This window comes from Leptolyngbya sp. 7M (genome assembly GCF_018128485.1).
Genome location: NZ_CP070897.1, coordinates 5,398,494 through 5,424,936, shown reverse-complemented (window position 1 = coordinate 5,424,936; position 26,443 = coordinate 5,398,494). Strand labels below are relative to the sequence as shown.

General features: G+C 50.1%; 27 protein-coding genes, 1 tRNA gene and 1 pseudogene. 20 read left to right on the top strand and 9 right to left on the bottom strand.

The window, feature by feature from the left end:
* Positions 1–230 precede the first annotated feature (230 nt).
* The 3 genes from JVX88_RS28370 to JVX88_RS28360 all read left to right on the top strand — a co-directional run bounded on the left by JVX88_RS28370 (position 231) and on the right by JVX88_RS28360 (position 2,671).
* Entirely contained in the window at positions 231–653 is a 423-nt protein-coding gene (locus tag JVX88_RS28370; protein ID WP_211621893.1) for a hypothetical protein, read from the top strand.
* Between the two features lie 384 nt (positions 654–1,037).
* Positions 1,038–1,811 (top strand): Uma2 family endonuclease, encoded by a 774-nt coding sequence (locus JVX88_RS28365; RefSeq protein ID WP_211621892.1) that lies wholly within the window; start codon positions 1,038–1,040, stop codon positions 1,809–1,811.
* A 272-nt stretch (positions 1,812–2,083) separates the two neighbouring features.
* Complete coding sequence (locus JVX88_RS28360; RefSeq protein ID WP_211621891.1) at positions 2,084–2,671, top strand: S-layer family protein; 588 nt, start codon at positions 2,084–2,086, stop codon at positions 2,669–2,671.
* Positions 2,672–2,942: 271 nt separating this feature from the next.
* Here JVX88_RS28360 and JVX88_RS28355 read toward each other — a convergent pair whose 3' ends face one another.
* Positions 2,943–3,635 (bottom strand): alpha-isopropylmalate synthase regulatory domain-containing protein, encoded by a 693-nt coding sequence (locus JVX88_RS28355; RefSeq protein WP_317134469.1) that lies wholly within the window; start codon positions 3,633–3,635, stop codon positions 2,943–2,945.
* On the opposite strand from JVX88_RS28355, the gene JVX88_RS28350 reads away from it, so the two are divergent.
* From JVX88_RS28350 to JVX88_RS28340, 3 genes are read left to right on the top strand one after another with little or no spacing between them, the layout of a single operon-like run.
* The gene (locus tag JVX88_RS28350; protein WP_211628908.1) at positions 3,629–4,432 is read left to right on the top strand and encodes an ABC transporter substrate-binding protein; all 804 of its coding nucleotides are present in this window, start codon (positions 3,629–3,631) and stop codon (positions 4,430–4,432) included. The genes JVX88_RS28355 and JVX88_RS28350 overlap by 7 nt on opposite strands.
* 20 nt (positions 4,433–4,452) lie before the next feature.
* The gene (locus JVX88_RS28345) at positions 4,453–5,187 is read left to right on the top strand and encodes an MFS transporter (protein WP_211621890.1); all 735 of its coding nucleotides are present in this window, start codon (positions 4,453–4,455) and stop codon (positions 5,185–5,187) included.
* On the top strand, positions 5,124–5,606 hold the full coding sequence (locus tag JVX88_RS28340; protein ID WP_317134468.1) for an S-adenosylmethionine:tRNA ribosyltransferase-isomerase: 483 nt from the start codon (positions 5,124–5,126) through the stop codon (positions 5,604–5,606). Before JVX88_RS28345 ends, JVX88_RS28340 begins: the two co-directional genes overlap by 64 nt.
* A gap of 81 nt (positions 5,607–5,687) precedes the next feature.
* Here JVX88_RS28340 and JVX88_RS28335 read toward each other — a convergent pair whose 3' ends face one another.
* Both JVX88_RS28335 and JVX88_RS28330 read right to left on the bottom strand, forming a co-directional pair.
* Positions 5,688–6,341, bottom strand: coding sequence for an HAD-IA family hydrolase (locus JVX88_RS28335; protein WP_211621888.1), 654 nt, complete (start codon positions 6,339–6,341; stop codon positions 5,688–5,690).
* Positions 6,338–6,748, bottom strand: coding sequence for an FAD-dependent oxidoreductase (locus JVX88_RS28330; protein WP_263975284.1), 411 nt, complete (start codon positions 6,746–6,748; stop codon positions 6,338–6,340). The genes JVX88_RS28335 and JVX88_RS28330 overlap by 4 nt, the downstream gene beginning before the upstream one ends.
* Positions 6,749–6,812: 64 nt before the next feature.
* Between JVX88_RS28330 and JVX88_RS28325 the strand changes: the two genes are divergently transcribed.
* From JVX88_RS28325 to JVX88_RS28295, 7 genes are all read left to right on the top strand, one after another.
* Complete coding sequence (locus JVX88_RS28325; RefSeq protein ID WP_211621887.1) at positions 6,813–8,111, top strand: lipase/acyltransferase domain-containing protein; 1,299 nt, start codon at positions 6,813–6,815, stop codon at positions 8,109–8,111.
* Positions 8,112–8,280: 169 nt separating this feature from the next.
* Complete coding sequence (locus tag JVX88_RS28320; RefSeq protein WP_211621886.1) at positions 8,281–8,523, top strand: hypothetical protein; 243 nt, start codon at positions 8,281–8,283, stop codon at positions 8,521–8,523.
* Between the two features lie 385 nt (positions 8,524–8,908).
* Positions 8,909–9,439, top strand: coding sequence for a DUF4347 domain-containing protein (locus JVX88_RS28315; RefSeq protein ID WP_211621885.1), 531 nt, complete (start codon positions 8,909–8,911; stop codon positions 9,437–9,439).
* Between the two features lie 74 nt (positions 9,440–9,513).
* Positions 9,514–9,915: an NAD(P)-dependent oxidoreductase gene (locus JVX88_RS28310; protein ID WP_211621884.1), complete on the top strand. Its 402-nt coding sequence runs from the start codon at positions 9,514–9,516 to the stop codon at positions 9,913–9,915.
* Positions 9,879–11,474: an MGH1-like glycoside hydrolase domain-containing protein gene (locus tag JVX88_RS28305; RefSeq protein ID WP_211621883.1), complete on the top strand. Its 1,596-nt coding sequence runs from the start codon at positions 9,879–9,881 to the stop codon at positions 11,472–11,474. The genes JVX88_RS28310 and JVX88_RS28305 overlap by 37 nt, the downstream gene beginning before the upstream one ends.
* A 63-nt stretch (positions 11,475–11,537) precedes the next feature.
* Positions 11,538–12,965, top strand: coding sequence for an NADP-dependent isocitrate dehydrogenase (locus JVX88_RS28300; RefSeq protein WP_211621882.1), 1,428 nt, complete (start codon positions 11,538–11,540; stop codon positions 12,963–12,965).
* A gap of 113 nt (positions 12,966–13,078) precedes the next feature.
* A complete protein-coding gene (locus JVX88_RS28295; protein WP_211621881.1) occupies positions 13,079–13,861 on the top strand; it encodes an HAD family hydrolase in 783 nt (260 codons plus the stop codon).
* Here the strand turns inward: JVX88_RS28295 and mreD are convergent.
* Positions 13,858–14,427 (bottom strand): rod shape-determining protein MreD, encoded by a 570-nt coding sequence (gene mreD / locus JVX88_RS28290; RefSeq protein ID WP_211621880.1) that lies wholly within the window; start codon positions 14,425–14,427, stop codon positions 13,858–13,860. The genes JVX88_RS28295 and mreD overlap by 4 nt on opposite strands.
* Before the next feature lie 168 nt (positions 14,428–14,595).
* Here mreD and JVX88_RS28285 point away from each other — a divergent pair, with 168 nt between their 5' ends.
* Positions 14,596–14,793, top strand: coding sequence for a PQQ-binding-like beta-propeller repeat protein (locus JVX88_RS28285; protein ID WP_211621879.1), 198 nt, complete (start codon positions 14,596–14,598; stop codon positions 14,791–14,793).
* Positions 14,794–14,821: 28 nt separating this feature from the next.
* On the opposite strand, the gene JVX88_RS28280 is transcribed toward JVX88_RS28285, so the two are convergent.
* Positions 14,822–15,502, bottom strand: coding sequence for a type 1 glutamine amidotransferase domain-containing protein (locus tag JVX88_RS28280; protein WP_211621878.1), 681 nt, complete (start codon positions 15,500–15,502; stop codon positions 14,822–14,824).
* 280 nt (positions 15,503–15,782) lie between these two features.
* Here JVX88_RS28280 and JVX88_RS44495 point away from each other — a divergent pair.
* Positions 15,783–15,959 (top strand): annotated as a pseudogene (locus JVX88_RS44495) (LysR family transcriptional regulator); the annotation flags it as partial.
* Between the two features lie 171 nt (positions 15,960–16,130).
* On the opposite strand, the gene JVX88_RS28275 reads toward JVX88_RS44495, so the two are convergent.
* A complete protein-coding gene (locus JVX88_RS28275) occupies positions 16,131–17,381 on the bottom strand; it encodes an oligosaccharide flippase family protein (RefSeq protein WP_211621877.1) in 1,251 nt (416 codons plus the stop codon).
* Between the two features lie 468 nt (positions 17,382–17,849).
* Here JVX88_RS28275 and rfbB point away from each other — a divergent pair, with 468 nt between their 5' ends.
* The gene (gene rfbB / locus JVX88_RS28270) at positions 17,850–18,947 is read left to right on the top strand and encodes a dTDP-glucose 4,6-dehydratase (protein WP_211621876.1); all 1,098 of its coding nucleotides are present in this window, start codon (positions 17,850–17,852) and stop codon (positions 18,945–18,947) included.
* Positions 18,948–19,263: 316 nt separating this feature from the next.
* On the opposite strand, the gene JVX88_RS28265 is transcribed toward rfbB, so the two are convergent.
* The 3 genes from JVX88_RS28265 to JVX88_RS28255 all read right to left on the bottom strand — a co-directional run bounded on the left by JVX88_RS28265 (position 19,264) and on the right by JVX88_RS28255 (position 22,932).
* Positions 19,264–20,787 (bottom strand): Hpt domain-containing protein, encoded by a 1,524-nt coding sequence (locus JVX88_RS28265; protein WP_211621875.1) that lies wholly within the window; start codon positions 20,785–20,787, stop codon positions 19,264–19,266.
* Positions 20,784–21,143, bottom strand: coding sequence for a twin-arginine translocation signal domain-containing protein (locus JVX88_RS28260; RefSeq protein ID WP_211621874.1), 360 nt, complete (start codon positions 21,141–21,143; stop codon positions 20,784–20,786). The genes JVX88_RS28265 and JVX88_RS28260 overlap by 4 nt, the downstream gene beginning before the upstream one ends.
* Positions 21,144–22,377: 1,234 nt before the next feature.
* The gene (locus JVX88_RS28255; protein WP_211621873.1) at positions 22,378–22,932 is read right to left on the bottom strand and encodes a DUF3370 family protein; all 555 of its coding nucleotides are present in this window, start codon (positions 22,930–22,932) and stop codon (positions 22,378–22,380) included.
* 383 nt (positions 22,933–23,315) lie between these two features.
* On the opposite strand from JVX88_RS28255, the gene JVX88_RS28250 reads away from it, so the two are divergent.
* The 4 genes from JVX88_RS28250 to JVX88_RS28235 all read left to right on the top strand — a co-directional run bounded on the left by JVX88_RS28250 (position 23,316) and on the right by JVX88_RS28235 (position 26,344).
* Positions 23,316–23,386, top strand: a tRNA-Gly gene (locus JVX88_RS28250).
* 315 nt (positions 23,387–23,701) lie between these two features.
* Positions 23,702–24,019: a phosphate-starvation-inducible PsiE family protein gene (locus JVX88_RS28245; protein ID WP_211621872.1), complete on the top strand. Its 318-nt coding sequence runs from the start codon at positions 23,702–23,704 to the stop codon at positions 24,017–24,019.
* Positions 24,019–25,788: a condensation domain-containing protein gene (locus JVX88_RS28240; RefSeq protein ID WP_211621871.1), complete on the top strand. Its 1,770-nt coding sequence runs from the start codon at positions 24,019–24,021 to the stop codon at positions 25,786–25,788. The genes JVX88_RS28245 and JVX88_RS28240 overlap by 1 nt, the downstream gene beginning before the upstream one ends.
* Positions 25,715–26,344 carry a methyl-accepting chemotaxis protein gene (locus JVX88_RS28235; RefSeq protein WP_211621870.1) on the top strand — a complete coding sequence of 210 codons (630 nt, stop codon included), beginning with the start codon at positions 25,715–25,717 and terminating at the stop codon, positions 26,342–26,344. Before JVX88_RS28240 ends, JVX88_RS28235 begins: the two co-directional genes overlap by 74 nt.
* Positions 26,345–26,443 lie beyond the last annotated feature (99 nt).

The window sequence follows — 26,443 nt, the reverse complement described above, 5'->3', positions numbered from 1 at the left end:
AGTAGACAGTCCGTATGCAACTGTTATTGATGCTGCCTTGTCATTATTGCTGTTATTACTGCTGTCATTACTGCTGTGATTATGGGTGAGAATGGGTGAAAACAGAAGATTGCTTCAATCAAGCTCAAACTTAGGCTGATAGCCCGATCGCTGACTTTAAATAGTAGTAGAATTACTAGGAATCAATTGCAACTAGCCTGCTTTCTGAGCAGTCCTCTGATTAGCTCTTTATGACCCTTATTGTTACCCAAGCTGAGTGGGATGACCTGTGCCTCCAAGCGCCTGCAACCTGTCCTGATAATCTGGCTCTGGATGATTTTGAGGATCTGATGGGCGTGCCGACCGATATCGGGCAGGGCTATTGTCGCGGCATGGAATTGTTGCCCGGAGTGTGGCTGAATTTTTGGCGGCGCGAATTTAATCAGGATGTAATTATCAAAGCACCTGCTCATAACCATCCAATTCAAATTTCCATCTTTTTATCTGGGTTTATTTACTTTGATGCCCACTTTGGCCACTCCACACCATTCAAAAGGTCAACACCACTGGCAAGGATCCTACTAAACCAAGAGGATTCTTACAAGACTCAACACCATAGCCCACCACAGCAGGGCTACGATGAGAAAAGCATGCCTATAAGAAATCGAGTGTGAGGAAGCCAACGTTTTCACTTTACACCAAATTGCGGGTTTGCAAGCACCCTATTGGCAGCATTGCTGCAATAAAATTTGAACCTGTGGCAGAATAGGCTGTTCAGGGGATGAACCCGAAGTGCAAATCATTTTTCTAGCCTCGGTGTTGAACTTTGCCCACTACAGTGAGCAAGATTTGATGTTGCTATATTGATTAAAATCCCTTTATTGTTCTCTTAAATTACTCGATTTTATTCTAATTGCTTTTTACATGTTCCTATTCACCACTGCTCTCGTTAATAGAATGCGATCAACGCTCAAGTCCTCCCAACCTTAACTGAGGCAAACCGGCCAGGCCAGACAAAATCAAGTAGAATAATTGTACTGTTTCTCGCCTGAACTGCTATGTCCATCGCCAATCAGGAAACTGCGCATCCAGAAACGCCTCCCCTTGCCGATGCAGCACGGAGCGGAGCAGAAACCCCTGTCTTCCCGCCTAGCGATCTCTATAGCGACGAACCACCCTTGGAAACCTACTTGCACCTACGCCAACTGCTCCTGCTGCTTGCCTGTCTCGAATGGTACTGGCGCGACCGCAATGACTTCTTTGCCGCTGGTAATCTCACCGTTTACTACAGTCCTCATCAGCGTAAGTCAGAGGATTTCAGAGGCCCCGACTTCTTTGTCGCACTCAACACTGAACGCAAGCCACGCAAAAGCTGGGTAGTCTGGGAAGAAAACGGCAAATATCCCAACGTGATCATTGAGTTACTGTCTGACTCAACCGCCAAAACAGATCGGGGATTGAAAAAGCAGATCTATCAGGACACGTTTCGGACACCCGATTACTTCTGGTTTGACCCCGACAGCTTGGAGTTTGAAGGGTTTCATCTAATGGATGGACAATATGAACCAATTCAGCCGAATTCACAGGGATGGCGCTGGAGCCAGCAGCTTCAGCTATTTCTAGGCATTCAGGATCAGCAGTTACGCTTTTTTACCCCAGAAGGACAGTTGGTATTGACCCCCGAAGAATCGGCCCGCGCAGAGCAGCAAAGAGCCGAATTGGCCGAACAGCAAGTTACGCAAGCGCAACAGCAAATTACTGAAGCGGAAGCTCGTAACCAGAAACTAGCCGCCAAACTACGTGAATTAAATATTGATCCAGACGCACTGTGAACTATATTCAGAGGCAGGATTTTCCAATCGCGAATTATGGACTACGAATCAATAAAAAATCTGCCTGAGGGCAGGAATGCGCGACAGAACGAAATAGTCTAATGACAGAACAACGATGAGTGAGATGCCGACTAACGGAAATGCGAAACCCAATATGGCTACGATGATCAGAGGAACACGCCAATTTTGACTATAGGGCGGCATCGCAGGCGCACCAAGCAACCCTGATTCCCTGGGCCGGCGCTGCCACCAGGATTCAGGAGGCGCTGGTGTTGCGCCGCAACAGTCAGGTTTCAACCAGTGCGGGCGTAGAAAACCGAGGCGGGGACGGAGGTAATCTCACCATCGACACTGGCTTTATCCTGGCGGCTCCGGTGGAAGATAGCGATATCCGCGCCAATGCGTTTACGGGCAGGGGAGGCCGAGTCACTATTACCGCCGACGCGATCCTGGGAACTACGCCCCAACCCCAACCCACCAACCTTAGCGATATCACTGCCAGCTCTACCTTTGGCACCCCCGGAGAGGTGATTATCCGCAGCCCCAACGTCAATCCCAGCACGGCTACGCCAGCTCTGGCCTCAGTTCCCCTCAGCGATCGTCCGGCGCAAGGCTGTGAGGTAGTGCAATCCAGTTCGAGGGCCGAGTTTTTCACAACGGGCCGCAGTGGGCTAGCTCCAACGCCCTACGAACCTCTGAGCGACAGTGAGGTTTTGGCCGATCTGCGATTCCCCCAAGCTGAAACTGCACCTGCGGATGCTGCACCCATTGTCGAAGCAGCGGGATGGCGGATGAATGAAGGCGCAATCGTTTTAGTTGCAAATACTCCAGCATCTTCCCAGCATTGTCACTTACGTTAACTGGAGCGATCCAGTAGCAAAGCCACCTCGATTTACCATTCCCACAAGCTGCGTTTACGACGCAATAGCACTGGTGATGATGTTCGGTTTTTGCAAGAGCAGCTGAATACCGGTCGTGTCTCCGCAATTGGTAGATGAGCAACAATTCGCGAATGACCGACCGCACCAGCGGACAAAATGACACAGGCTACCCGGACAGGCAGCCTAAATTTGTGAAGCAGTGCAATATTCAAAAGGTGTTTCTGTGCGCGAGTGCGTTAACCTAACGGGATCAACCAACCGGCTGAGCCGTATCATGCTGGGGATGCAGCACCTTACCGCTTTGCAGACTAGCCGAGAGCCGATTCAGCGCACTCATGTAGGCCATTGCCGACGCCACAATAATGTCAGTATTGGCGGCGTGACCTGAGAAAATCCGGTCGTTGTGCTTAAGGCGAATTGTCACTTCCCCTAACGCATCAATCCCGGCTGTGACTGACTGCACCGAGTACTCGATTAACTGATTCGGCACATTCACCACTCGGTTGATCGCTTTGTAGACTGCATCCACGGGACCTGTGCCAATGGCGGCATCCATCAGTTCCTCACCATTGGGCGTGCGGATAATCACGGTGGCAGTGGGACGAGCATGATCCCCGCAAGATACCTGCACATGCTCCAGCTTAAACAGTTCTGGGGCCTGCTGGGTTTCGTCATTCACAATCGCTTCCAGATCGCGATCGGTGATTTCTTTCTTCTTGTCGGCCATTTCCTTAAACCGAAGAAAAGCCCGGTTCAGCTCTTGTTCGCTCAGCTCAAAGCCCAGTTCCTTCAAACGAGTGCGGAAAGCGTTACGGCCCGAATGTTTGCCCAGCACGATCTGGTTATCGTTCAAGCCAATCGATTGGGCATCCATGATTTCGTAGGTCAGCTTGTGCTTCAGCACCCCATCCTGGTGAATGCCAGACTCGTGGGCCGATCGCATTTGCAGACCTATCCACTTGGCATCTGGGGAAGTATGACAATCCCAGCCAACAAATTCCCTATCTGGGGGAATATATTACTCATTCTCTGACGAATTTGGGATCGGCTGGTCAACCCTCGATTGAATCGCTGCTCGCAGTTCAACCAGATTTAATTCTTGGCACTGATTTTATCAATGCAGATCAGTATGAAACCCTGTCTGACATTGCGCCCACCCTGGTGTTGCAGTGGGATGATGCGGAGACCAATATGAGGACGATCGCTCAAGCGGTTGGCTATCCCGAAAAGGCAGACTCATTACTGACAGAAATAGAGCAAAAAATTGCGGCCGGAAAAGATAAGTTTTCTACTTTTGTAGCTCAATACCCTAACGTTTTACTGCTAAGCTCTGGTCAGTTACAAGAAATCTATATGGGCAATAGTGCTCATGGATTGTGCAGTTCTTTACTAACAGATTTGGGGTTTAATCTTGTTACTCTTGAAGGCGCAGAAGAAAATAGACCCGGAATGCCTGTCCCCATTTCCCTTGAAACTCTCAGTCAGATCAAAAACGCCGATCTCATCATTTTGCTGGGAAGTGATCTTACCAGACTCGACAGTGCCGAAACGTTTCGTGAAAAGCAACTATCGGGATTGAAGCAAGCTTGGGAACGTAATGCGATCGTTCAATCCCTAAATGCCAGCAAAGCCGGACGAGTTTATTTCATCCCTGCCTATCTGTGTTTAGGATTGCCTGGGCCTATTGGCACAGAACTCTATCTCAATGAACTCAAGCAACAGCTATTACCAAATCAATGAGCTTTATCATCGTGTAGCCCGTGCGTACTTTCATCATCCTCTGGCTAGGGCAACTTGCCTCCTCCATTGGCAGCAGCATGACCCACTTTGCCCTGACGCTCTGGGTCTGGCAGCAAACCGAGTCAGCCACTGCGATCGCTCTGATTCTGGTGTCTTATCAACTGCCACAGATGGCGGTATCTCTATTTGCAGGACTGTTGGTCGACCGCGTCTCGCGTAAACGTCTGTTGATTCTTAGTGATACGATTTCTGCCTGCTGTACTGGTTCTGTCGGCATTCTCTCATTCTTTCAGGTTCTGCAACTTTGGCATATTTTTCTAATTGCCGCTATCATTGGCTGTTTTGGCAGTATTCAATCTCTTAGCTATTCCACCATTGTGCCACTCCTGGTGCCAAAGCAACATCACACTCGTGCCATCAGCATGGGAGCGATGGTTGGACATGGAGCTGGCATCCTAGCTCCTGCACTCGCAGGAGTCCTCTATCCCTTGAGTGGACTCTTTGGAATTACGTTGATTGACTTGGGACCCTTTGCAATTGCTGTTTTCAGTCTACTCTTGGTGCCGGTCCCCCAGCCCCCCGCTAGTGACCGTTTAGAGGAACCAGAAGGGTTCGCAACCGCAACGGGAGTCCAACCAATTTGGCAGGAAGCGCTGTTTGGGTTTCGCTACATCGCCTCCCGGCCCAGTTTGTGGACAATGGTGGTTGCCCTATCCGCATTTGCCTTCCTGAATCAGATTGGAGAAACCCTGTAGTAGGCACCTTTCGCCCAGTGGAAGCCACCGATATTACCCAACACCAGATGCATGGCGAATGGGTAGAAGTGCCAGCCGCAACCGTGGCCCAAATTCAGCACACCAAAGCGCAGGGCGGACGCATCATTGCGGTTGGCACCACATCAGTTCGTTCGCTGGAAGGAACCGCTGCAATTCACGGCACCCTCCAACCTTATTGCGGCAAAACCGACCTCTACATCTACCCCGGCTACCAATGGCGAGTTGTAGATGGCCTGATCACCAATTTTCACCTACCCAAATCCAGCTTGATGATGCTGGTGAGTGCCCTGATTGGACGGCAGCGGCTGCTAGATTTGTACCAGATTGCGATCCAGGACCAGTACCGCTTTTACTCATTCGGCGACGCGATGCTGGTTTTGCCAGAGGCAGTTCAATAACCGCCACTAGGTATGACCATTACGGGCAAACGATTTGTTCAGTCAATCAACCCCTGACTCCTGACTCCCGACTCCTGACCCCTATCGCTTCAGCCAAATCGCCCGCATTCCAGCTGTCTTTGCGCCCTCATAGTCTTCCTGCAAACTGTCGCCAATATGCCAAGCTTGGTTTGGGGAACAGTTGTGCTTCGACAAGGCCGCTTGAAAAATCAGCGGATCAGGTTTGGCGACTCCTACTTCGGTCGAGATGGTGATCGAAGCAAAGTAGGGAGTGAGGCCCAATGCTTTTAGAACCGCGTGAATACGCGTGTCGAAGTTGGAGAGTACACCCAAATCAACACCTTGATTACACCAATAATTTAAAAATGGAATTGTATCGGGGTAGATAAACCAAGGTTCGGGGCTAGCGAAATAAGCATAGAGTTCGGCAAAGAAAGCGGAAAAGTCGCTGAACTGATCGTAGATACCAGCGCGCTGAAATGTGTCACGGGCAATTGCTTCCCACCATTCGTATTCTTTGCGAGGAATTTCGGCAACTGGCATATCGGGAAACGCCATCGGAAACGGCATACTTTTGAAGCTTTGGTAAAATGCCCGATCCAGCGCCTTGGCATCTGCGTCTACCCCAAACCGGCGCGTCACATTCAGGTACATTGCGCCGACGCTTTGCTGCACGCCGAACAAGGTACCAACAGCGTCAAGAAAAATCACCTTGGGGGGAGCAGTCCGGCTCATGACGAAAGCAATTCGCGAATCGGTTGGGCAATCCAGTTTAGCCCAACTTTGATCTGGTGGTCGAGGGTTGGCATGCGGTAGAGGTAGATCAGGCGACGAGCAATATGGGCAGCCGGTCCTTCGAGCTTGAGGCCAAAGCCGGCCAGAGTGGCGTTATCGGTACCTAGGGTCATCATTTCGCCCAATGCCTGATAGCGGAAGGGCAGCAGGGGACGGTCGGTAATCGCAGCCCAGAGGTTCCAACCGGCATACTCGGCTTGCTGAAAGGCGGCTTGAGCAGTGGCCGGTACGTGCTGACCTTCGGCATCCTGACATTCGGCCAGATCGCCCACGGCAAACAGCTCAGGGTGATCCACTACTTGCAGCATTGGGTTGACCAGCACCTGACCGCGGGAATTGTGGGGCAATGTGTCGCTGCAAGCAGCATGGCAGTTAGTCACAACCTTTGGGCAATCATTACAAGATCTAAAAATGGATCACGATGATGATGATCCCGAAATAGCTGATTTAGGCGATGGCATCCGCGCAACTCGCCTCGTGGAAGATGCTCATATTGTGCCAGGATTGATCAAGATTGACGGCTATACCCGGACCTCCCGCCTGATTACCGATCATTTTGATGTTACCGTTGGCAATATTTATGAGGATCCAGATGACAGAGCTGCCAACTTCTATCATTTCCCCTACGACTGGCGACGCAATAATCGCGTCACGGCCCATCTTCTGCAGCAGTTGATCCACAAACGCCTGAAACGATGGCGGGAAGCTAGCGGTGCTCAAGATGCTAAGGCGATCATTTTAGCCCACAGCATGGGTGGGATCGTCTCTCGCTATTACCTGGAAGTCTTGGAGGGATGGCGGGACTGCCGAGCTTTATTCACCTTTGGTACCCCCTATCGTGGCGCACCCAAAATGGCCCAATATTTGGCCGAAGGCTACAAAAAGCTATTTCTTGACGTGACTAATGTGATCCGATCCCTGCCGTCCGTATATCAACTGCTGCCGATTTATCCCATGGTTGATATTGATGGAGTTGATGTTCGCGTTGCTGAAACTGAAATACCCAATATTGACAAAACTCGCGCCGAGAAGGCGTTGAAATTTCATTACGAAATTCAGGAGCATGTTACTGAAAACCTTAAGAAAGAGGACTATCGACGCTTGTTTACAACCGTGCCAATCGTCGGGATCCAACAACCCACTGAGCAATCAGCATTGCTTCAAGACGGAAAGTTCACGGTCAGCAAAAAGATATTGCCCAAGTCGCTTAAAGCTAGACCTGATCTAGAAGGTGGGGACGGGGCAGTGCCTCTCGTGTCTGCGATTCCGATTGAACTCTCAAATAGCTTTAACAACCTGTTTATTGCCGAAACCCATGGCATGTTGCAAAACCAAAGTTTGATTTTAGAAGATGTGCAGCATCGTCTGGGAACCAACCAATTTGACCTTGCATCGATTCGTGCGCCCCAATCGGCCATTAGTCTAGCCTTGGATGATCTCTATCTGCCCGATGAACCGATCGTTCTACACTCTAGACTAATTACAACTCCCGGTGTCATGACTGGTGCTTTGCAAGCTGAAATTGTCTCGGTGACAGACGATCGCCCTACACTCAATGTCATATTTGAACAACAACAGGAACAGGACTGGACAGTAACACTCGATGCCTTGCCTGCCGGAAAATATCGGGTCAAGGTGCAAACAGAGATTATGAATGCTCAGACTCCTACTCCTGTTCATGATCTGTTTGAGGTGGTGAAGGCAGAATAACGAACTCGGTCTGGCTGAATTGAGGTGATTTAGCTCCTCGCTTCCCCAGAATTATGCAAATAAGTACTTGAGCAGGTACTTCTAACGATTCTGGTAAAAGTTCTGGTAAATACAGCCTTTCCCAGGCTGATGAAGTACAAAAATTGGGGTGCAGGGGCACAGCCCCTGCGTGGGGGCTTCGCCCCCACACCCCCTATACCTGATTTTGGGGCTGAGTGTTGGGCTAGTATACGGCGGGTTAGCCTGCATCCAGCACTTCAACTTGCGTCTAATTTTGTACCGCAAAGGCCGAATTCCCTGGAACTATGCTCGCTTTCTCGACTATGCTGCCGAACGGTTGCTGATGAAAAAAGTCGGGGGCGGCTATGTTTTTGTGCACCGGATGCTGATGGAACATTTCGCGCAACGATAGGCAACTATGGCACTGAGTTTAACGAACTGCTGATTGCTCTGACCAAAGGTCAGTATGCAGGCGATCATGCTGGCGTGCAAATCTAGATTATTGACATGAAGGACCAGCTGATCACCAAATCAACAAGTCCTACGTCAAAAACACAAGTCAGAATCCAAACTCAAAAAGCCAGAATAACACAGTGCAAACGTTCCGATTTTCTGACGATGCTCTGTACTGCCTAGTAGACGATTCGTTCGTCTGTATGTCAGGATTCCGAATTCCGAATTGGTTTTACCAAACTATTGCTGCGTTGAACCCATCTCAGACTTGGGCACTCTAAGCATGACACTGGTATCTGTTCATACGACTACTGAAACTCGTCCCGCTTTTACCTCTTGCTATTATGTTGATTCTCCAGCCTTCCACGCCATCTGTTCGGTCAAATCAACCTTGCCTAGTAGCAAATAGCACTCAGATACTGGCTTTTGTTGATGCTACCTTTGTCAATCATCTGCCGTTAATTGGCAGTATTGATGTGGGCTTGGAAGTGGTGCTGCTGGATGCAAACCGTGATGGGATTGAGCAAGTCACTGAAGTCTTGTTGTGCCACAGCTGCGTGAGACGACTGCAAATCTTTGCGGCTAGTACACCTGGAACCGTGCAAATTGGCTCAGCACGGCTCGACCTCTCTACAATAGAAGCCTACAGTCATCAATTTCAAACCTGGCAACGGATCTTGACACCGGATGCTAGCATTCTGCTCTGGGGCGAGGTGGCAATGGGTACGGCAGGAATGGCCCTGATGGGGCGATTGAGCCAATTGACGGGAGCAGTTGTTGCGGTTACGGGTCAGCCAAACCACGCTCCAGAATCCGACTGCTCTGGCTCAGGTGATGCAGCTACCTGGAGCAAATGGATGGATCTACTCGACTAGGTTGTGAGGTTTATGGCTAGTTTGGGACTAGTCTATTCTGAGAGCAAGTTTGATAGTGAGTTGAGGCGCACCGAATGATTGGCGTAATTGGGACTGGCTTGATGGGTGCACCGATGGCGGAGCGGCTGCTGGCGAACCAGGTGGCTTTAGTCGCGTACAACCGCACACCGGAAAAACTGACATCTTTGCGGCAGTTGGGCGTAGAACTTGCAGCCTCGGTGCCAGCTCTACTGCATCAGTGCAATGCAGTAATTTTGATGTTGAGCGACGCGGCAGCAATCCAGACCGTAATTTTGGCCGAAGACGTAACCCCTAGTCTGGCCGGACGGACACTGATCCAGATGGGGACGATTGGGCCAAGCGAAAGCCGCTGGATTGCCGAAGCAGTGCAAGCCAACGGTGGTGAGTATCTGGAGGCTCCGGTACTGGGCAGTAGGGGATGCTCTGGTCAAAGCAGTACTTTTACTACGATGTGAATCAGTGGCTGAACGAGCGCAACGTCACCCCTTGGTCTGACGAACGTGACAATGTTCGCAATGGTGAATGGTTTCATCTATACAGCAAGCATATCATCTCAATGCCAGACAAATGGGAATATCCCTGGTTTGCTGCTTGGGATCTGGCATTTCATATGCTGCCGCTAGCAATGGTAGATACAGACTTTGCCAAGTCCCAGCTCAGTTTAATGCTGCGGACTACGTACCTGCACCCAAATGGTCAGATTCCTGCCTATGAATGGAATTTTAGCGATGTCAATCCGCCCGTTCATGCCTATGCCATCATGCAAGTCTATCTGATGGACAAGGCCCGCAATCAAGGCCAGGGAGACATTGACTTACTGGAACATGCATTTTCCAAACTGCTGCTTAATTTCACGTGGTGGGTCAACCGCAAGGATCGGCGCGGCAAAAACGTGTTTGAAGGCGGCTTTCTAGGACTCGATAATATCAGCGTGTTCGACCGCAGTTCACCCTTGCCAACGGGCGGTTGCTTGGAACAGGCAGATGGAACAGCCTGGATGGTCTTTTTTAGTCAGCAGATGTTGCGGATCGCAATTGAACTGGCAATGGACAATCCTCAATATGAAGAATATGTGACTAAGTTCTTTGAGCATACGGCCTGGATTGCGGGTGCAATGGATCGAGTGGGCATCCAACAAGATGAAATGTGGGATGAGGAAGATGGATTCTTCTACGATGTTTTGCGCTTACCCGATGGCACAGCTATGCGGCTGAAGGTCCGCTCCTTGGTTGGGCTGCTGCCTTTAGCGGCAGTGGCGATTTTTGATGCCGATGATTTTGCCAACTTGCCCAACTTCCGTAACTACGTCGATCAGTTTAAACTCCGTCATCCACACCTAACTGATAACATCCACCTGCCCACCCAACCCGGTCTGGCTGGACGCTACATGCTATCGGTCTTTAACGAGCAAAAATTGCGACGAGTGCTGGCTCGCATGCTTGACGAAACCGAATTTTTTAGCCCCTATGGAATTCGCTCCCTCTCTCGCTATCACCGAGACCATCCGTTTGTATTTTCTCATGCCGGTCAAGAATTCCGGGTAGACTATCTGCCCGCCGAGTCGAATACCGGTATGTTTGGCGGTAACTCCAACTGGCGCGGCCCGGTCTGGATGCCTGTCAATATCCTGTTTATCAGCGCCCTGCGACGGCTCTATGCCTACTACGGAGATGATTTTAAGGTGGAATGCCCCACCGGATCGGGGCAGTATATGACTCTATTTGAAGTAGCGCAGGAGTTAGGCAATCGGCTGACTCGTCTGTTCCTCAAAAATAGCAAGGGCGAGCGCCCTGTCTTTGGAGCTGCCCAAAAATTCCAAACCGATCCACACTGGCAAGATCTAATTTTGTTCTACGAATACTTTCACGGTGACATCGGTGCGGGCATTGGCGCAAGTCATCAAACCGGCTGGACGGGCTGCATTGCCCAGGTCATTCAAGCCTACGGTACTTTGGTACCTGAAGTAGTAGAAAAACTCATGTACCCCACTTTTGTTCAAACTGGATCACTCTAGGGCTAGAGATCCGGTAATCTACTGTCTGAACTATTGCACTGCTGAACAGGAGCTGCCGCAGCTATGTACGAGAAGATTACTCCCCCAACCACCGGAACCCGAATTACGTTCAGCAATGGCGAACCCGTGGTGCCGAATGACCCCATTATTCCCTTTATTCGAGGCGATGGGACGGGGGTAGACATTTGGCCCGCCGCGCAGCGAGTGTTTGATGCGGCTGTGGCAAAAGCCTACGGCGGTCAACGCAAAATTGTTTGGTTCAAGGTTTATGCCGGGGATGAAGCCTGCGAACTCTATGGCACCTACCAGTATTTGCCGGAAGACACCCTGACGGCAATTCGAGACTACGGTGTTGCCATCAAAGGGCCGTTGACTACACCAATCGGAGGCGGCATCCGCTCGCTGAATGTGGCTCTGCGCCAGATTTTTGACCTCTATGCCTGCATTCGTCCCTGTAAGTACTATGCAGGCACGCCGTCACCCCACAAAACGCCGGAAAAGCTAGATGTGATCGTCTATCGGGAAAATACCGAAGATATCTACCTTGGCATCGAATGGAAGCAGGGCAGCGAAATCGGCGAGCGGCTGATCAAAATCCTCAACGAAGATTTGATTCCGGCAACGCCCGAACATGGTAAGAAGCAAATTCCTCTCGATGCTGGGATTGGCATTAAGCCGATCAGTAAGACCGGATCTCAGCGGCTAGTGCGGCGAGCAATTCGCCATGCCCTGCGGTTACCCAAACCCAAGCAAATGGTGACGCTGGTGCACAAAGGCAACATCATGAAGTACACCGAAGGGGCGTTCCGCGACTGGGGCTATGAGTTGGCGACGAGCGAATTTCGGGCCGAATGCGTCACAGAACGGGAATCCTGGATTCTCAGCAACAAAGAACGCAACCCCGACCTCAGCGTTGAAGACAATGCCCGCCAAATTGAACCGGGCTACGATGCCCTCACCGATGAGAAAAAGCAAAAGGTCTGTGCCGAGGTGCAGGCCGTTCTAGATTCGATCTGGGCAACCCACGGCAACGGTCAGTGGAAAGACAAGGTGATGGTGAACGACCGGATTGCTGACAGCATTTTTCAGCAGATCCAAACTCGTCCAGATGAGTACTCGATTCTGGCCACAATGAACCTGAATGGTGATTATCTCTCGGACGCGGCGGCGGCGATTGTTGGTGGTTTGGGCATGGGTCCCGGAGCCAATATCGGCGACTCTTGCGCAATTTTTGAAGCCACCCACGGCACGGCTCCCAAACATGCGGGACTGGATCGAATCAACCCCGGTTCGGTGATTCTTTCGGGTGTGATGATGCTGGAGTATCTGGGCTGGCAAGAGGCGGCAGATTTAATTAAACAGGGCATCGGAGCCGCCATCTCGAACCGGGAAGTTACCTACGACTTAGCTCGCTTAATGGAACCCCCAGTAGAACCGCCACTCAAGTGTTCTGAATTTGCCGAGGCGATTATCAAACACTTCGAGGATTGATCGAGTTTGGTTTGAGTTACTGGTCAGCTCCTACAACCTGAGCATTGACGACTTATCAAAACAGTTGCTAATGTAAATAAACATTTCGCATTTGGTTTCTTAAGTAAATTTTTATGATTCATGCCGCTGCAGGCTCAGCTCACCGATTCATCCAGTCCTCTGTTTCCTCTGATGCGCCGCTCACCTTGTTTTGTGACTTTGATGGGCCAATTGTAGATGTCTCTGAACGCTACTACCAGACCTATCGATTGGGACTGGCTGAAATCAAGTCAGTGTATCAGCGGCAAGGCATCGCTCCGCGGTTGAACGAGTTGACCAAAGATCGGTTTTGGCAAATGAAGCAGGAACGCACGCCCGATATGGAGATTGCTATGCGTTCGGGTTTGCGGGGCCACCAGATTGAACAATTTTTGGGTCGAGTTAAGCAAATTGTGAATCAGCCCAAGCTGCTGAATCAAGACCAGATCCAGCCAGGTGTGAAATGGGCCTTGGCGCTCCTGCATAGCCAGGGGGTGCGCTTGGTGTTGGTAACGCTGCGACAGCAAAACCAAGCTGCGCAAATTCTGCGTGAACATGAACTAGAACCGCTGTTTAGCCAGATCTGGGGTACTCAGGATGAAGACGCGGCCTATTTGAACCAATCGGAGCATAAAACTCGCCTACTGCAAACCGCGATTGGCCACTGTGCTCCGGCTGCAGCCTGGATGGTGGGTGACACCGAGGCAGACATTCTAGCAGGGCAGGCTAGCTCTATTCCTACGATTGCGTTGACTTGCGGTATTCGCAGCCGCACCTACCTGCAGAAATTTCAGCCGACTCGAATTCACGCTGATTTGCTCTCGGCAGCTCATTTCTTGACCGATTCTGCCCAGCACCCTGCTCAAACCGTAGCCTAGGCTTGAGGTTGCTCAAACTCAGCCATGTGTTCCCACCAGCGATTTAAGGGGTAGTAGACGGCTGGTGCCCAAAGGCTGCTCAGAATTGCTGAAGTCAGGGCAATGCGCTGATGATAGAGCCAGATATTGCCCAGATGTTGATTTGCAGATGCGATTCCTATGGTCTGCAAGCTGAACTGGATCGCTGTGATTGTTTCAGCTAAGACTGCCATGCCAAATACGATCAAGGCAATCGAAATAAAGTCTTCCTGGATATAACGCTGTTTTTGCAAACGAGCCGTGAGCGCACCCACTACCACCAAGCTGAGAGCGTGGGTTGGATTAGGAGAGGACATCCCGTCTTGCAGCCAACCCAAAATTAGTCCCGCAGTGGCTCCCTCAAATACGGTTCGGTTGATGCTCCAAGCTACCACCCAAATCAGCAACCAATTCGGCCCCACATCCAGCAACGCCATACCTGGAAAGCGAGTGGGTAATACTAACAAACACAGCAGCACCGAACCTACGGTGACGCCCCAATTGAGCGCTTGTCGAGCTGTGGGATGCCAACGGGTCAAGTCAATCACGGTCTGTCCTCTGCTGATGCAACACCGCTAGCACGCTCTAGCTGATTTTTATGATTCGGATCCAGATCGGTATGAGAGGATAGTTCTGCTGCGCCCGCCTTCGGATTCGGCGAAACAATCACCCACTCTAAACGACTGATCGGAGCTGCATACCTGGGGGCAGAGAGTATGGCTGCGCCTGCCATGTCTTTCAATTATCTGTACGTGAGCGATGCCAGAGGACTGAGCACCTTTAGCCCAACCCTAGAGCGAGTGAATACTTATCAAGTCGAAGGTGGCGGCATTTCTTCACCGACAATTGCTGCGAATGGAACGGTTTATCTGATTGCAGGTGGACGGTTATATGCGTTTCCACGTAACAACTAGATGTCTTTACCAGCGGAAGATAGTACTTCTACTGCGTTTTTACCAGCAATCCAACCATCTGTTCTGCCACACCTGCGGCAGATGCGGGATTTTGGCCTGTCACTAGGCGCTCGCTCACGACTACTTTGGCTTGAAAATTCGGCGCTTTTTCGATCAGGGCACCCCGCTCCTTCAGCTTATCCTCCAACAAAAACGGCACCACCTCCGCCAGACCCACTTCTACTTCCTCCTCATTCGTAAAGCCAGTTACAACCTTTCCAGCCACCAGATAGTCCTGATTAGCAAGTTGGATGTTGACCAACGCAGCAGGACCATGACAGACGGCACCCACAACGCCGCCCTGTCCATAGATTTGGGCCGCAATCCCAGCCAACTCCTGATTATCAGGAAAATCCCACATGGTGCCATGTCCACCAGCATAGAAAATCGCTGCATACTCCGACGGGTTCACTTGAGTCGGATGTAAGGTATTTTCGACTTGTGCCATTTTTTGAGGATTATCGAGGAATTCGGCGTTCAGCGGATCGCTGCGATCGATGCCAGTCATCGGTGCTTTTCCTCCCTTGGGACTGACATACTCCACGGTTAAACCAGCCCGCTCGAATACATCAACGGGATGGCTAACTTCAGGCAGGTAAAACCCGGTTTCTTGGCCCGTATCACCCAAGGTGTGATGGCTTGTCAAAACGATCAGGATCTTCTGAGACATATTATTGAACTCCAATGGGTGAACTTCAAATCGATCAGGACAATTGATCAACATTTCGACTGCGCTCAATGTTCAATCCCTGGCTAAGAGGAGGGTTGAGCGAGGTAGGACGCATTTCGACTGCGCTCAATGTTCAATTCTTGGCTGAGAGGAGGGTTGAGCGGAGCCGAAACCCAAATCCATCAACTAACTTGATTTCATCCCTCCTACCTACTTCATCCTAAAAGGTATTCATCTAGAATACAAATAAGAAATATTTGAAATTTCCATAATTTAATTTATGGTTAGCTTGGAGTGGTATCGCAGCTTTGTTGAGGTTTATCGAATCGGAACGGTATCGGGTGCAGCCGAAGTCTTGCATCTCACTCAGCCTGCTATCAGCCAGCATATTGCTGCGCTGGAGTCTGCTTTAGGAGTTTCGCTGTTCCAGCGCCTGCCGCGTCGGATGCAGCCTACAGAAGCAGGAAAGCGGCTGTATAACCAGGTTGGGGCTGCGATCGAAACACTGGAGTCGATTCCGACCAAAACTGGTTTAGCCAATGCGCCTCTGCTGATTCGTCTGGGTGCACCAACCGATTTTTTTAGCGAATATGTTTTACAACGTTTACCGAAACCAGAGAAATCGCTGTTAAAGGTGCAGCAGATCTTGCTTAAAGCAGCCTATGCCTTCTCGATGCAGCCCAAAATTGACGCAGGCGTAGTACATCAAATCGTTCAGCGCTACGGCCACCACTGCCCCAACCGGACCTGCCAAGTTGAAGCCCAGCAAAATCCCACCTACGGTTGATAGCAGTCTAAAAAAGTTGCCGATTGCCGTGTAATGAACTTCACCCAGCGCAATCAAGGAAGAATCAATCGTGGAGCAGAGCAAGCGCGGCCAAATCCCCAGCGCTAGGATCGGCAGCATCCAGGCCGCATCGGCGTACCGCTCGTCGTAGAGGGTCAGGATCAGCAGATCGCCCGCACTGATCAACAGTGCCATGCCCGCGATCGTAACCAGCAGCAACCGCTTGCGGTAGGGCAGGATTTTGGCTCGCAGTTCAGGCCGAGGCAGATCTGTTAGCTTGGAGGTTGCTGGCAACACAACCCGGATACTCAAGGCCCCAACAACCTGGCGCGGCACATCACTAAGCATCAGGGCAATGCCGTAGACGCCTAGTAGCTCCAGTGAAAATAGCTTGCCTAGCAGCAACCGATCGGCTTGCTCGGCTAGAAAGGTGAGGGCGGTAGAGACAAAAATCCAGCGACCGAGGTTGAAAATCTCCCGCACTGCGCCACTTTCCCACTGAAATCGGTTACTGTATCCCGGTATCAATCGATAGCTCCAGATCAGCTTAACGCTGCTGTAGGTTAGACCCCCAACTACCATAGCCCAGAGCGTTGGACTCATCGCCGCCCAAACCGTCATAACAGTAATTTGAACCGCTTGGGCCGCTAGCTCTAGTAGCGTCAGCTTTTTGATCGCCATGTGGCGCTCTAGCGTATAAACAGTAGTAGAGGTAAAACCGTCGATAACCGAAGTCAACCCTACCACGGGAATTAACCACTGCAACTGTGGCTCTTCGTACAGAGAAGCTAGGGGAGTAGCTAGTAACAAACAGGCAATCCAGATACCCAATCCACGGATGATTTTCAGAGTCCAGGCTGTGTTGAGGAATGCGGGTTCATCACCTCGGCGGTTTTGAATAATACTCAAACCAATTCCCACATCCGAGAACAAGTTCAGCCCAATGATGAAAATATTCACCAGGGCCATCAGCCCGAAAAACTCTGGAAATAAGAGTCGGGTGAGTAGCAAATTGCCACCAAAGCGGAGGATCTGACTCGCTCCATATCCCGCAACCGTCCAAAAAGCGCCGCGGATTACTACTTTTTTCAATGCATTCATGCTTTCGTCAACGGTAGCGCGTGCCCAAACCAGGTTCCCTAACCAGTCATGCCAAGCCAACTGTTGGTCAACTGTGATGTATGCCCATCTATGTATAACGCTCTCACAATGGTTGCTTATGATACAATTAGCTGCGATACGCAAGTGATGCACGAACTAATATTTTGGGCGTTTATTTTGGGCGTTTGTTGCTCAACAAATTTGATATGAGGAATTGTATAAGATTCTACATGATCTTGCTGATATGACAATAGCGCGAAGAAACAGAATTGTAAGTTTTTCATGAATTGCCCGCTCTCTGCCTCAGGTTGTAGGAAAGCAAAGCTTTGCGATTCATGATTGGCGATGATTGCCAAATTGAACTGAATTAACCTGAAACTCACCGAGATTGAGTTTCTTAACATTGCTACTCGCTATTTCGACTAACACTGCCAAACACCACTGAAACGACTTAAACCTATGGCTTTTGAAGAAACGCTAACAAGAACTCCCCGGAAGCTGATTGTGACTGGAGGCGCAGGCTTTATTGGCTCCAATTTTGTCCACCACTGGTGCCAGACCTATCCTGGGGATCGAGTCGTAGTGCTAGATGCTCTCACCTATGCCGGCAACCGCAGCAATTTGGTCAATCTGGAAGGCAAAGCTAACTTGCGGTTTGTGGAAGGCGATATTTGCGATCGTTCTTTAGTAGATGATTTACTTGTAGAAGAAGACATTGACACAATTGTTCACTTTGCTGCTGAGTCTCACGTAGACCGCTCAATTTTAGGACCCGATGCTTTTGTGCGAACCAACGTCGTTGGTACCTTCACCCTCTTGGAAGCCTTTCGACAACATTGGCTTAGCGCCGGACAGCCCAGTTACTACCGCTTCCACCATGTTTCAACCGATGAAGTCTACGGTAGTCTCGACCCAACCGAGCCGGGCTTCAGCGAAACCACTCCCTACGCGCCCAACAGCCCCTACTCGGCCTCTAAGGCAGGCAGCGATCACTTGGTGCGGGCATACCATCACACCTACGGTTTGCCAACACTAATCACCAACTGTTCCAACAACTACGGCCCCTACCACTTTCCCGAAAAGCTGATTCCCCTTATGTGTATCAACATTCTGATGGGGAAACCGCTACCCGTCTACGGGGATGGTCAAAATGTGCGGGACTGGCTATATGTCGGCGATCATTGTAATGCAATAGATACGGTAATCCATAAAGCCAAACCTGGAGAAACCTATAATATCGGTGGCAATAACGAAGTTAAGAACATTGATTTGGTGCACATGCTCTGTGAGTTGATGAACGAGCTAGCTCCCGATCTACCCGTTCGTCCAGCTCAGAATCTGATCACGTTTGTTAAAGATCGTCCAGGCCATGATCGGCGTTATGCCATCGACGCTACCAAAATTCGTACCGAACTGGGATGGACACCAGCCGAAACGCTCGAAACCGGTCTGCGGCGAACCGTTGAGTGGTTCTTAAACCATCGGGACTGGTGGCAACCGTTGCTCTCGGAGGAATACCAGGCTTACTATCGCCAGGTGTACGCTGAGAGTAAATAAAACAGGTGTTTTATATCATCAATCACAATGCGATGAGCGACATCTCTGACAACATCAAATTAAATCAACTGAGAACTGCTTTCATCATCAGAAAATAGGGTGTGACAAAATAGTCGTTCTAGCTAATTGGTTCAAGAGACAATATACCAGTAGCTTATTAGTAAATCCTGAACATGGAGGGTGAGCATGAACTTCAGGCAGAAGCGATTTGGGCTTAAGAAGGTTGTTTCTCGACCGATTGGTTGGGCGACGCTATTTATTCTGGTTTTGTCTTTAGTGTTCGCCTGTTCCTCCCCGACAACTTCCGCCAGCTCCTCTAAGGTTTATGATTATAGGCTTCTGCTGCTTCATATTTTCCTGATTCCACAGCTTTCTGGCGAAGGTGAGCCATTGAAATGCCCGCCCCGTCATCAGCGATCTCGATAGAAATTGAGATAGGGGTCTTGCGGCACCTTATCGTGATATTTCCACACTCCGATTTGCCAAGGAATCGTCTCTCATCTGGCGTTTCGATGCCGTGGACAACTGCATTCCTTACGATATGAAGTAAAGGTTCTGTTAGCAATTCAAGCATCTGAGCGTCGATAGAAACCTGAGCATCGGGAAAGTGAAGTTCGACGATTCGTTCAGTCTCTTCGGCGGCAACACGGGCGGCGCGTTCTAAGCGATTCTGGATAATGCCGAGATCAACTATACGCAATCCGGAGACCTTTCTTCTTAGCAGTTCCAACTGCTCTTCTCTTGCATCGAGGACACCTTTCAAAGTCCCTAGAAGAGCACTTGCCTGAGCGTTGATCATCAAGATATCTGAAGCCGTCTCTTCAAGTTTGTAGGTGCATTCTGCGAAGGAGGCCACATTATCTTCCTGCTCAGACGTTGTGGGATCATGAGGTATGGCTTCATTTTCTAAAACTTCGGGTACGATCGCATCAGGAAGTCTAAGACCAGCAAGGCGCAAGCGTTCGGTGGCATTAGATAGGCGATATCCGGCGTCGAGCAGTTCTTTGTGCTGAGAAAACAGATCATCGAACCGGTCTGCGATCCGCCGGCTATCCACAAGTGCTGATGTTATTTCTGATTCCAAGTCCTTGAGCCTTGAGGCAGAAAGCCGAAGCACGGTATCCCTGGATTCGAGTTGCACATTTTCGGATATTGGTCGGATGGCGATCGGATCTGCCGAAACTTCGGGCGGTTCAGCGTTCTGAAGAGCAGTTGGTGACGGTTGGTGGTCAGCTTCACCTTGCCGATCTCCCTTTGGAGTATTTTCCGTATTTGGAAGACTAGCCCGAAGCTCACCGACAAGCGACCTGAGCTGCAGAATTACGCCGGCACGCTCCATCTCTGCGGTTTCAGACAGGCTTTCGATCACATCTTCAATTTTATGGGCGGTGCGTGATAGATCCGCAAGGCCAACCATTCCGGCAGAACCTTTGAATGTGTGAGCCGCACGGCGGATGTTCCACAGTTCAGCATCAGTGTACTGACCATTACTCATCAACGCCAAATTCTGTTCGATTGCCGAAAGGAGATCATCTGCCTCGGCAATAAATATCTCAGCGATATCAGAATCTAATTCCGTTTCTTCGCTAACAGTCTCATCTGGCTGTGTAGGGTCAGCGACTAGATGGCTAAAAGATGCTTCAATGAACGACGAAACATCCAATTCGCTAAGATCACGCCGTGAGTTCACAAGAAATGATTCGACGTCTGCAATGCGATCAAGAGCGTCTCGGATCGCGCTGTCTGCTTCGTCTGACCTAGTGCTCTGGAGTCGTTCGATAGCCGACATCAATTCGCTTATCGGGGCTTCAGACATTGTGGCCGCGGTCTCAGCGATCATCGATCCGATCTCTGAGGCGAATGAGAAGATCGGGTCGCCGGCAAACGGACGTGTGCCATGGAATCGTAAACATCCGCTACGACTTGAATGCCGGTCTGATCGCGGAAGCGTTGATAGAGTTCGTTACTGGAGTAGTCGGCCCAGGTATAGAGATAGAGCGTTTTAGAGTCGGTTTGGGCAACCGGGGACGAAGCAGTCGATTGCTGGTTGAGAGTATTGCGAGCACAGTTGGAGAGGGCCACCGTTGAAAGGGCAGCAGCTGAGAACTGGAGAAAGCGGCGGCGAGTCGGATGCCGTCTGCTCTGGTGGATGGAAGGGAAGGAAGAGTCGGAATTGGGTGAGTTCTGGTGAGCCATAGGTCAATCTAGAAAAGCTGTTGATGCAGATCGGTAGCACTGAATAGAACTTTTAGAGCCGATCCGAAAACTTGTTAGAGTTCTTGAACTTCAAAACTCCGCAAAGTCTCCGGATCGGTAAGTCAGTAGTAAAAATCTATGACAACTATTGCGACCACTTTGCCTATCTCACTACCATTTGCAACTATTGCAAGTTTTGTAGGGGCTAGCAACAAAATTAGGCTGTGAATAAACAGTGGGTTGATAGGTGACGAATAAGGGCCAGTTGCTGGCTCAGATTTACGACAATTGGCTGAATCATGAGCTGTAGCCACGAGCCACACCTGAGATCTGCCTGTTTGGTTGGACCGAAGCAGCCAAGCTTGCTTCCCATGCTTTACCAAGTCGTTCTCAATTTTGCCTTAAATTTATGCTGGTGTGTTGAAGCCCCAGTAAATTCAACAATATGGATGCCTGCGATGACCTGCCCAAGCTTCCGCTTTTTAAGCCAGCGAATCAGCAATTTTACCGATCCCACAACTTTCCTTAATGTTTTCGCAAAGTTACCACTTTCACCGCTGAGTTCCCCTAACCCCGGCTATAGAATCAGGGACGAGGCAAGTTGTTCTATATCCCTGTTGAAATCTAGTTCACCTTAGAGTGAGTTCACGTGAGTTCCGTAATCTGTCACTGTTTGGTTAGGCTGTCATTGCTATTGTCGTTGAGTGCTGTCTTGAGTACTGTTGCGGTTTTGCCCGGGTAGCACCAACAGCAAACTCCATGACGAGTTATGACCTATTTACAACCGTACTGTCATCGAGATCGGTAGTTTTGAGCAAGTTTGTCTTTATCCCAAATTTGTCTCTGCTGTTAAGAACTCGGTACATTCGCTGAGGTTGATCAGGATAGCTCTTCACCTTAACTGTGAAGGGAGCCTGGTTTTGTTGGCGGTATGCTAATTCAGGCTAATTGCTGAACAAACTAAGGAGCTTCACAACCTTTCAGAATCCGATTTAACATCCTATTAATTGATGTTGTGAGGAAATCTGAGAAATACCTAATAGTCAATTCAAAATTGAACTGACATCAGAATAGGGAGCCTACCATTAAGCTAATACACCGATAACAGATTACAGCCCTTTAGTAGATCGATATCAGAGAGGGCTGTCTTTCCCTTCTGTAAGACGTTTCAGAGTCTTGGACTATTAGAGTTTTTAGCCGTAAGAATCTACTGAGCCAAGGAAAATATCATTGCTCAATTAGAAAAACTCTTGAAGATAAAGTTTGCTTGGTTGAACGGAGCTTCTTGGCTCAGATAGGTGACACCCTGCAAAATATCGAGTTTGATTGGTCGGTCGGCTGGGTTGTACACCACAACGCCTACATACAGCGTTCGCACATCATCGGCATTTATCCCTCTGGCAACATGATGAGCAAAAATGTCAAAGCGGCCTTGCAGCGGATGGTTGAGATGGGCCGATCGAACTTGCATGCCCTCGGGTGGAAAGGTGGAAAGCAAAATCCCATCTTTTTGAATCAACTCAGGGCTATTGCTGTTAAACACCGGAACGTCATCCAACTGCCCCGGCAGAGGACGCACTTGCTGGGAGCGAACGACATCCAAGCGTTGGGGAACTGTCTGCGGCAGGGGAGATGTATCGGGTAGAGCAATAGGGGTTCCAGAAAACGGATCGCTGCTGACTGTCTCTGTTGAAGCGAGAGATGCAGGTAGGTTAGATGCAGGTAGGTCGGGTACAGAAAGCGGTGAAAGAATTTGAGCGAGTGGCAATAACGATAAAACTTTGAGCATGAGCGAACTTGACAAACCTTAAAGATCAACAGACAACACAACTAGCAATGGGTTGATGCACCGGCGAGCAGACTAATTATGCCCAAAACGAACAATTTGCACCCGAATAATGGCTAGATGCGTAATCATACGGGATTTCCTCACTTTTTTGATCCGTCAACTACGCAGCAACGGGGTGAATAGCCCATCCTCCACCATATCATTAAGGAAATCTATATTTATACTCAATCGCCAAATAATCTTCATAACACTGAATAACACTGATCGGAATTCGATTGGACCCTTCTTCGCTAGAACTCCTAAGAATCGCGAGCTGTTAGAGCTGCCAAGGTTCTCTAGTCAGAAGGTTCAACCTATGTTATCCTAGGATAGGTTTGTGAAATGCGGGCATAGTTTAGTGGTAAAACTACTGCCTTCCAAGCAGTTAATCGGGGTTCGATTCCCCGTGCCCGCTTTATTAGGTTTGATTAGCCATTGTGCGACTGGTAGTTCGGCGCAGTCATCCTGCGAATTTGCACAGCGCGCGGAGCTAAGGAATCCTGAATCCAGCGATTTATACAGTAGCAATTGTTGGAACTGGGAATGAGACCGGCAATTGCAGACGCAAAAGCTGCGCGAAAGCCAGCAGGCCGCGACCAAATTGCCTATTGTGGCAAGTTAACTAATCTCATATTAATAGCATCAGTTTTTTTGATTGCAGACACCTTTTCTGATAAGAGGAGCTGAAGATAAGCTAAGGAGGATTGCGTCAGCTGTTAGGAGTAAAGCCATGCAGAACTCAATTCCTCCCGTAAGCACCCGTTATGAGTGGCTCAAGCAAAACCAATTGGTGCGGGCGCTAGAAGCCGTTCAAGATTTGATTGTCGTGTCCTTATGCATTGGATTGTTCAGCTTTATGCTGATTCAATTGCGGGAGATGTTTCTGTCACTGTTGCCGCCGCTTGACTTTACGGCTGTCACCGCCGATATTCTGTTTTTGCTGATTTTAGTGGAACTATTTCGGCTGCTGATTATCTATTTGCAAGAGCAGCGGGTTTCGATTGGGGTGGCGGTTCATCTGTATTATCGGAGCTTGAAGCGCATCTGATGCAGATCTGGAGCGAATTACTCGGTGTTCCCGTCACGATTAACGATAATTTCTTTGAGCTGGGCGGTGACTCGATTCTTAGCCTGCAGGTGATTGCTAGAGCCAAACAGGTCGGGATCCAACTCACCCCGCGTCAGCTCTTTCAATATCAGACCATTGCTGAACTCGCCGCTCAGGTCAACCTGACCCCAACCAAAACAGAATCGCCCCCCGAACAGCAACCTGTTACAGGTCCAGCACCGCTGACTCCGATTCAGCACTGGTTGATAGGGCAGCAGCTACCCCATCCCGATCACGTCAATCAAGCGGTGCTACTAGAGGTCGTTCCAACAGTGTCAGCCGCCCACTTACACCAAAGCCTGATCCATCTCTGGCAACATCACGATGCGATGCGGTTACGACTGGACTCATCCAATCATTCTGGCCCGCATTCTGATTTACATTCTGATCTACATTCAGTCCATGCGGCGCTGGAAACACCCATATGCTTCACCGTTGTGGATCTGTCCGACCTGCCGCTGGCACAACAAACGGTAACTGTGACGCAGATAGCGACTGCACTGCAAGCCAGCTTGGATCTATCCCATACACTTTGGCGTAGCGTTTTGTTTCGCATGGGCAGCGACCAACCCGACCGACTGCTGCTGATTTTGCACCATTGGATTATTGACGGTATTTCTTGGCGGATTCTGTTAGAGGATTTAACCAGCGTCTATGCTCAGATTGAACAGAGTCAACCGATTCAATTACCGCCCAAAACCACTGCCTTTCGAGATTGGGCCGCAGCCTTACAAACGCAGGCAAACTCCGCAACGATTCGCGCTGAATTGAACTATTGGTTATCCCAATTACCAACGCTGACGTTACCACTAGAGAATACAAACTCAAACATCTATGGCAATACAGAAGAGATTCAGCTAGTGCTAGAGATGGAACCAACACGTCAACTCCTCGAAGCCGTAGCAAAATCCTACCGTGCACGCACCGAAGAACTTTTACTGGCGGCCTTCATTCAGGCTATGCAGCCGTGGCTCGGTAGTGGCACTCTGCTAGTTGACCTGGAACATCACGGTCGCAACGAGCATATCGATCTGGATGTGTCGCGCACGGTAGGCTGGTTTACCACGATTGCACCGATTGCCTTCCAGCTCAGCGCCCAGCCGTTGATTGACACGCTCAAACAGGTAAAAGAAACACTGCGGCAAGTTCCCCGGCATGGTTTGAGCTATGGCCTATTGCGCTATCTCAGTTCAGAGGCCGAGATCCGAACTCGCCTTGCCCAGTTGCCTCCGGCCCAAATCAAGTTCAACTACCTCGGATCGATCGATCTGCCGATGCAGCCATCATCCCTCCTCCTCGGTTGGGCGAGAGAACCCTTGGGACCACTCAACAGTCCGCTGAACCCACGTCCCTATTGGCTGGAAATCAACGCCTGGCTCGCTCAAGACCAGCTCCACACGCGCTGGATCTATAGTCGCCCCTATCGCTCCACCATCAAACCTGTGGCTCAAGCCTACCTACAAGCTCTGACCGCCCTAAGCGGCTCTGAAACAGGCCGAAGAAACGACCCACACGCTCAATTCAGTGGAGCACATGACCCAGTCGATTCAGATGGTGGCCGAAAAAGCTCAGCAGGCCGCTCAGGTGGCTCGTGCCGCTTCCACCACAGCAGAAATGGGCGGCAGTGCAATGGACATGACGGTACAAAACATCCTCAACCTGCGGGAAACGATTGGAGAAACCGCCAAAAAAGTCAAACGCCTGGGTGAATCGTCGCAGCAAATTTCGAAAGTCGTTTCGCTGATTAACCAGATCGCACTGCAAACCAACCTACTTGCCATTAACGCTGGTATTGAGGCAGCTCGGGCTGGTGAAGAAGGACAGGGCTTTGCTGTGGTGGCTGAAGAAGTAGGGGAGTTGGCGGCCCGTTCTGCTGCTGCTACCCGTGAAATTGAGGAAAGTGTGGCGGCGATTCAGCGCGAGACCGGTCAGGTGGTGGAAGCGATGGAGCAGAGCACCACTCAAGTAGTAGAAGGAACCCATCTCGTAGAAGAAGCCAAGCAAAGCCTCAGCCAAATCCTCGCTGTTTCGCGACAAATCGATGAACTGGTGCAATCTATCTCGTCGGCCACAGTTTCCCAGGCCGAAACTTCGGAAATCGTGTCTCACCTGATGCGGCAAATTGCTCAAGTCTCGGAGCAGACCTCAGCCTCGTCTCGTCAGGTTTCTCAGGCATTGCGCCAAACCGTGTCGATTGCCCAAGACCTGCAAGCGTCGGTTGGCACCTTTGAAGTCGGGGAGGAACGGACAAGTTTTGAGTTTTGAGTTTTAGTAGCGTAGCCTGCGCGCAGCGCGTAGGTTCCAGTTGGTTTCTGGCTTGCAAGCTCCCCTTAGTGAACAGTCAGTCATGCCACAAAATTCAAA

Excerpts from the sequence above, each read along its gene's own strand:
- JVX88_RS28370 (WP_211621893.1), top strand. The coding sequence starts at position 231 with ATGACCCTTATTGTTACCCAAGCTGAGTGGGATGACCTGTGCCTCCAA.
- JVX88_RS28365 (WP_211621892.1), top strand. The coding sequence starts at position 1,038 with ATGTCCATCGCCAATCAGGAAACTGCGCATCCAGAAACGCCTCCCCTT.
- JVX88_RS28355 (WP_317134469.1), bottom strand. The coding sequence starts at position 3,635 with ATGCGATCGGCCCACGAGTCTGGCATTCACCAGGATGGGGTGCTGAAG.
- JVX88_RS28335 (WP_211621888.1), bottom strand. The coding sequence starts at position 6,341 with ATGAGCCGGACTGCTCCCCCCAAGGTGATTTTTCTTGACGCTGTTGGT.
- JVX88_RS28325 (WP_211621887.1), top strand. The coding sequence starts at position 6,813 with ATGGATCACGATGATGATGATCCCGAAATAGCTGATTTAGGCGATGGC.
- JVX88_RS28315 (WP_211621885.1), top strand. The coding sequence starts at position 8,909 with ATGTTGATTCTCCAGCCTTCCACGCCATCTGTTCGGTCAAATCAACCT.
- JVX88_RS28310 (WP_211621884.1), top strand. The coding sequence starts at position 9,514 with ATGATTGGCGTAATTGGGACTGGCTTGATGGGTGCACCGATGGCGGAG.
- JVX88_RS28305 (WP_211621883.1), top strand. The coding sequence starts at position 9,879 with ATGCTCTGGTCAAAGCAGTACTTTTACTACGATGTGAATCAGTGGCTG.
- JVX88_RS28300 (WP_211621882.1), top strand. The coding sequence starts at position 11,538 with ATGTACGAGAAGATTACTCCCCCAACCACCGGAACCCGAATTACGTTC.
- JVX88_RS28295 (WP_211621881.1), top strand. The coding sequence starts at position 13,079 with ATGATTCATGCCGCTGCAGGCTCAGCTCACCGATTCATCCAGTCCTCT.
- JVX88_RS28285 (WP_211621879.1), top strand. The coding sequence starts at position 14,596 with ATGGCTGCGCCTGCCATGTCTTTCAATTATCTGTACGTGAGCGATGCC.
- JVX88_RS28280 (WP_211621878.1), bottom strand. The coding sequence starts at position 15,502 with ATGTCTCAGAAGATCCTGATCGTTTTGACAAGCCATCACACCTTGGGT.
- rfbB (WP_211621876.1), top strand. The coding sequence starts at position 17,850 with ATGGCTTTTGAAGAAACGCTAACAAGAACTCCCCGGAAGCTGATTGTG.
- JVX88_RS28265 (WP_211621875.1), bottom strand. The coding sequence starts at position 20,787 with ATGATCGCTGAGACCGCGGCCACAATGTCTGAAGCCCCGATAAGCGAA.
- JVX88_RS28260 (WP_211621874.1), bottom strand. The coding sequence starts at position 21,143 with ATGGCTCACCAGAACTCACCCAATTCCGACTCTTCCTTCCCTTCCATC.
- JVX88_RS28255 (WP_211621873.1), bottom strand. The coding sequence starts at position 22,932 with ATGCTCAAAGTTTTATCGTTATTGCCACTCGCTCAAATTCTTTCACCG.
- JVX88_RS28245 (WP_211621872.1), top strand. The coding sequence starts at position 23,702 with ATGCAGAACTCAATTCCTCCCGTAAGCACCCGTTATGAGTGGCTCAAG.
- JVX88_RS28240 (WP_211621871.1), top strand. The coding sequence starts at position 24,019 with ATGCAGATCTGGAGCGAATTACTCGGTGTTCCCGTCACGATTAACGAT.
- JVX88_RS28235 (WP_211621870.1), top strand. The coding sequence starts at position 25,715 with ATGACGGTACAAAACATCCTCAACCTGCGGGAAACGATTGGAGAAACC.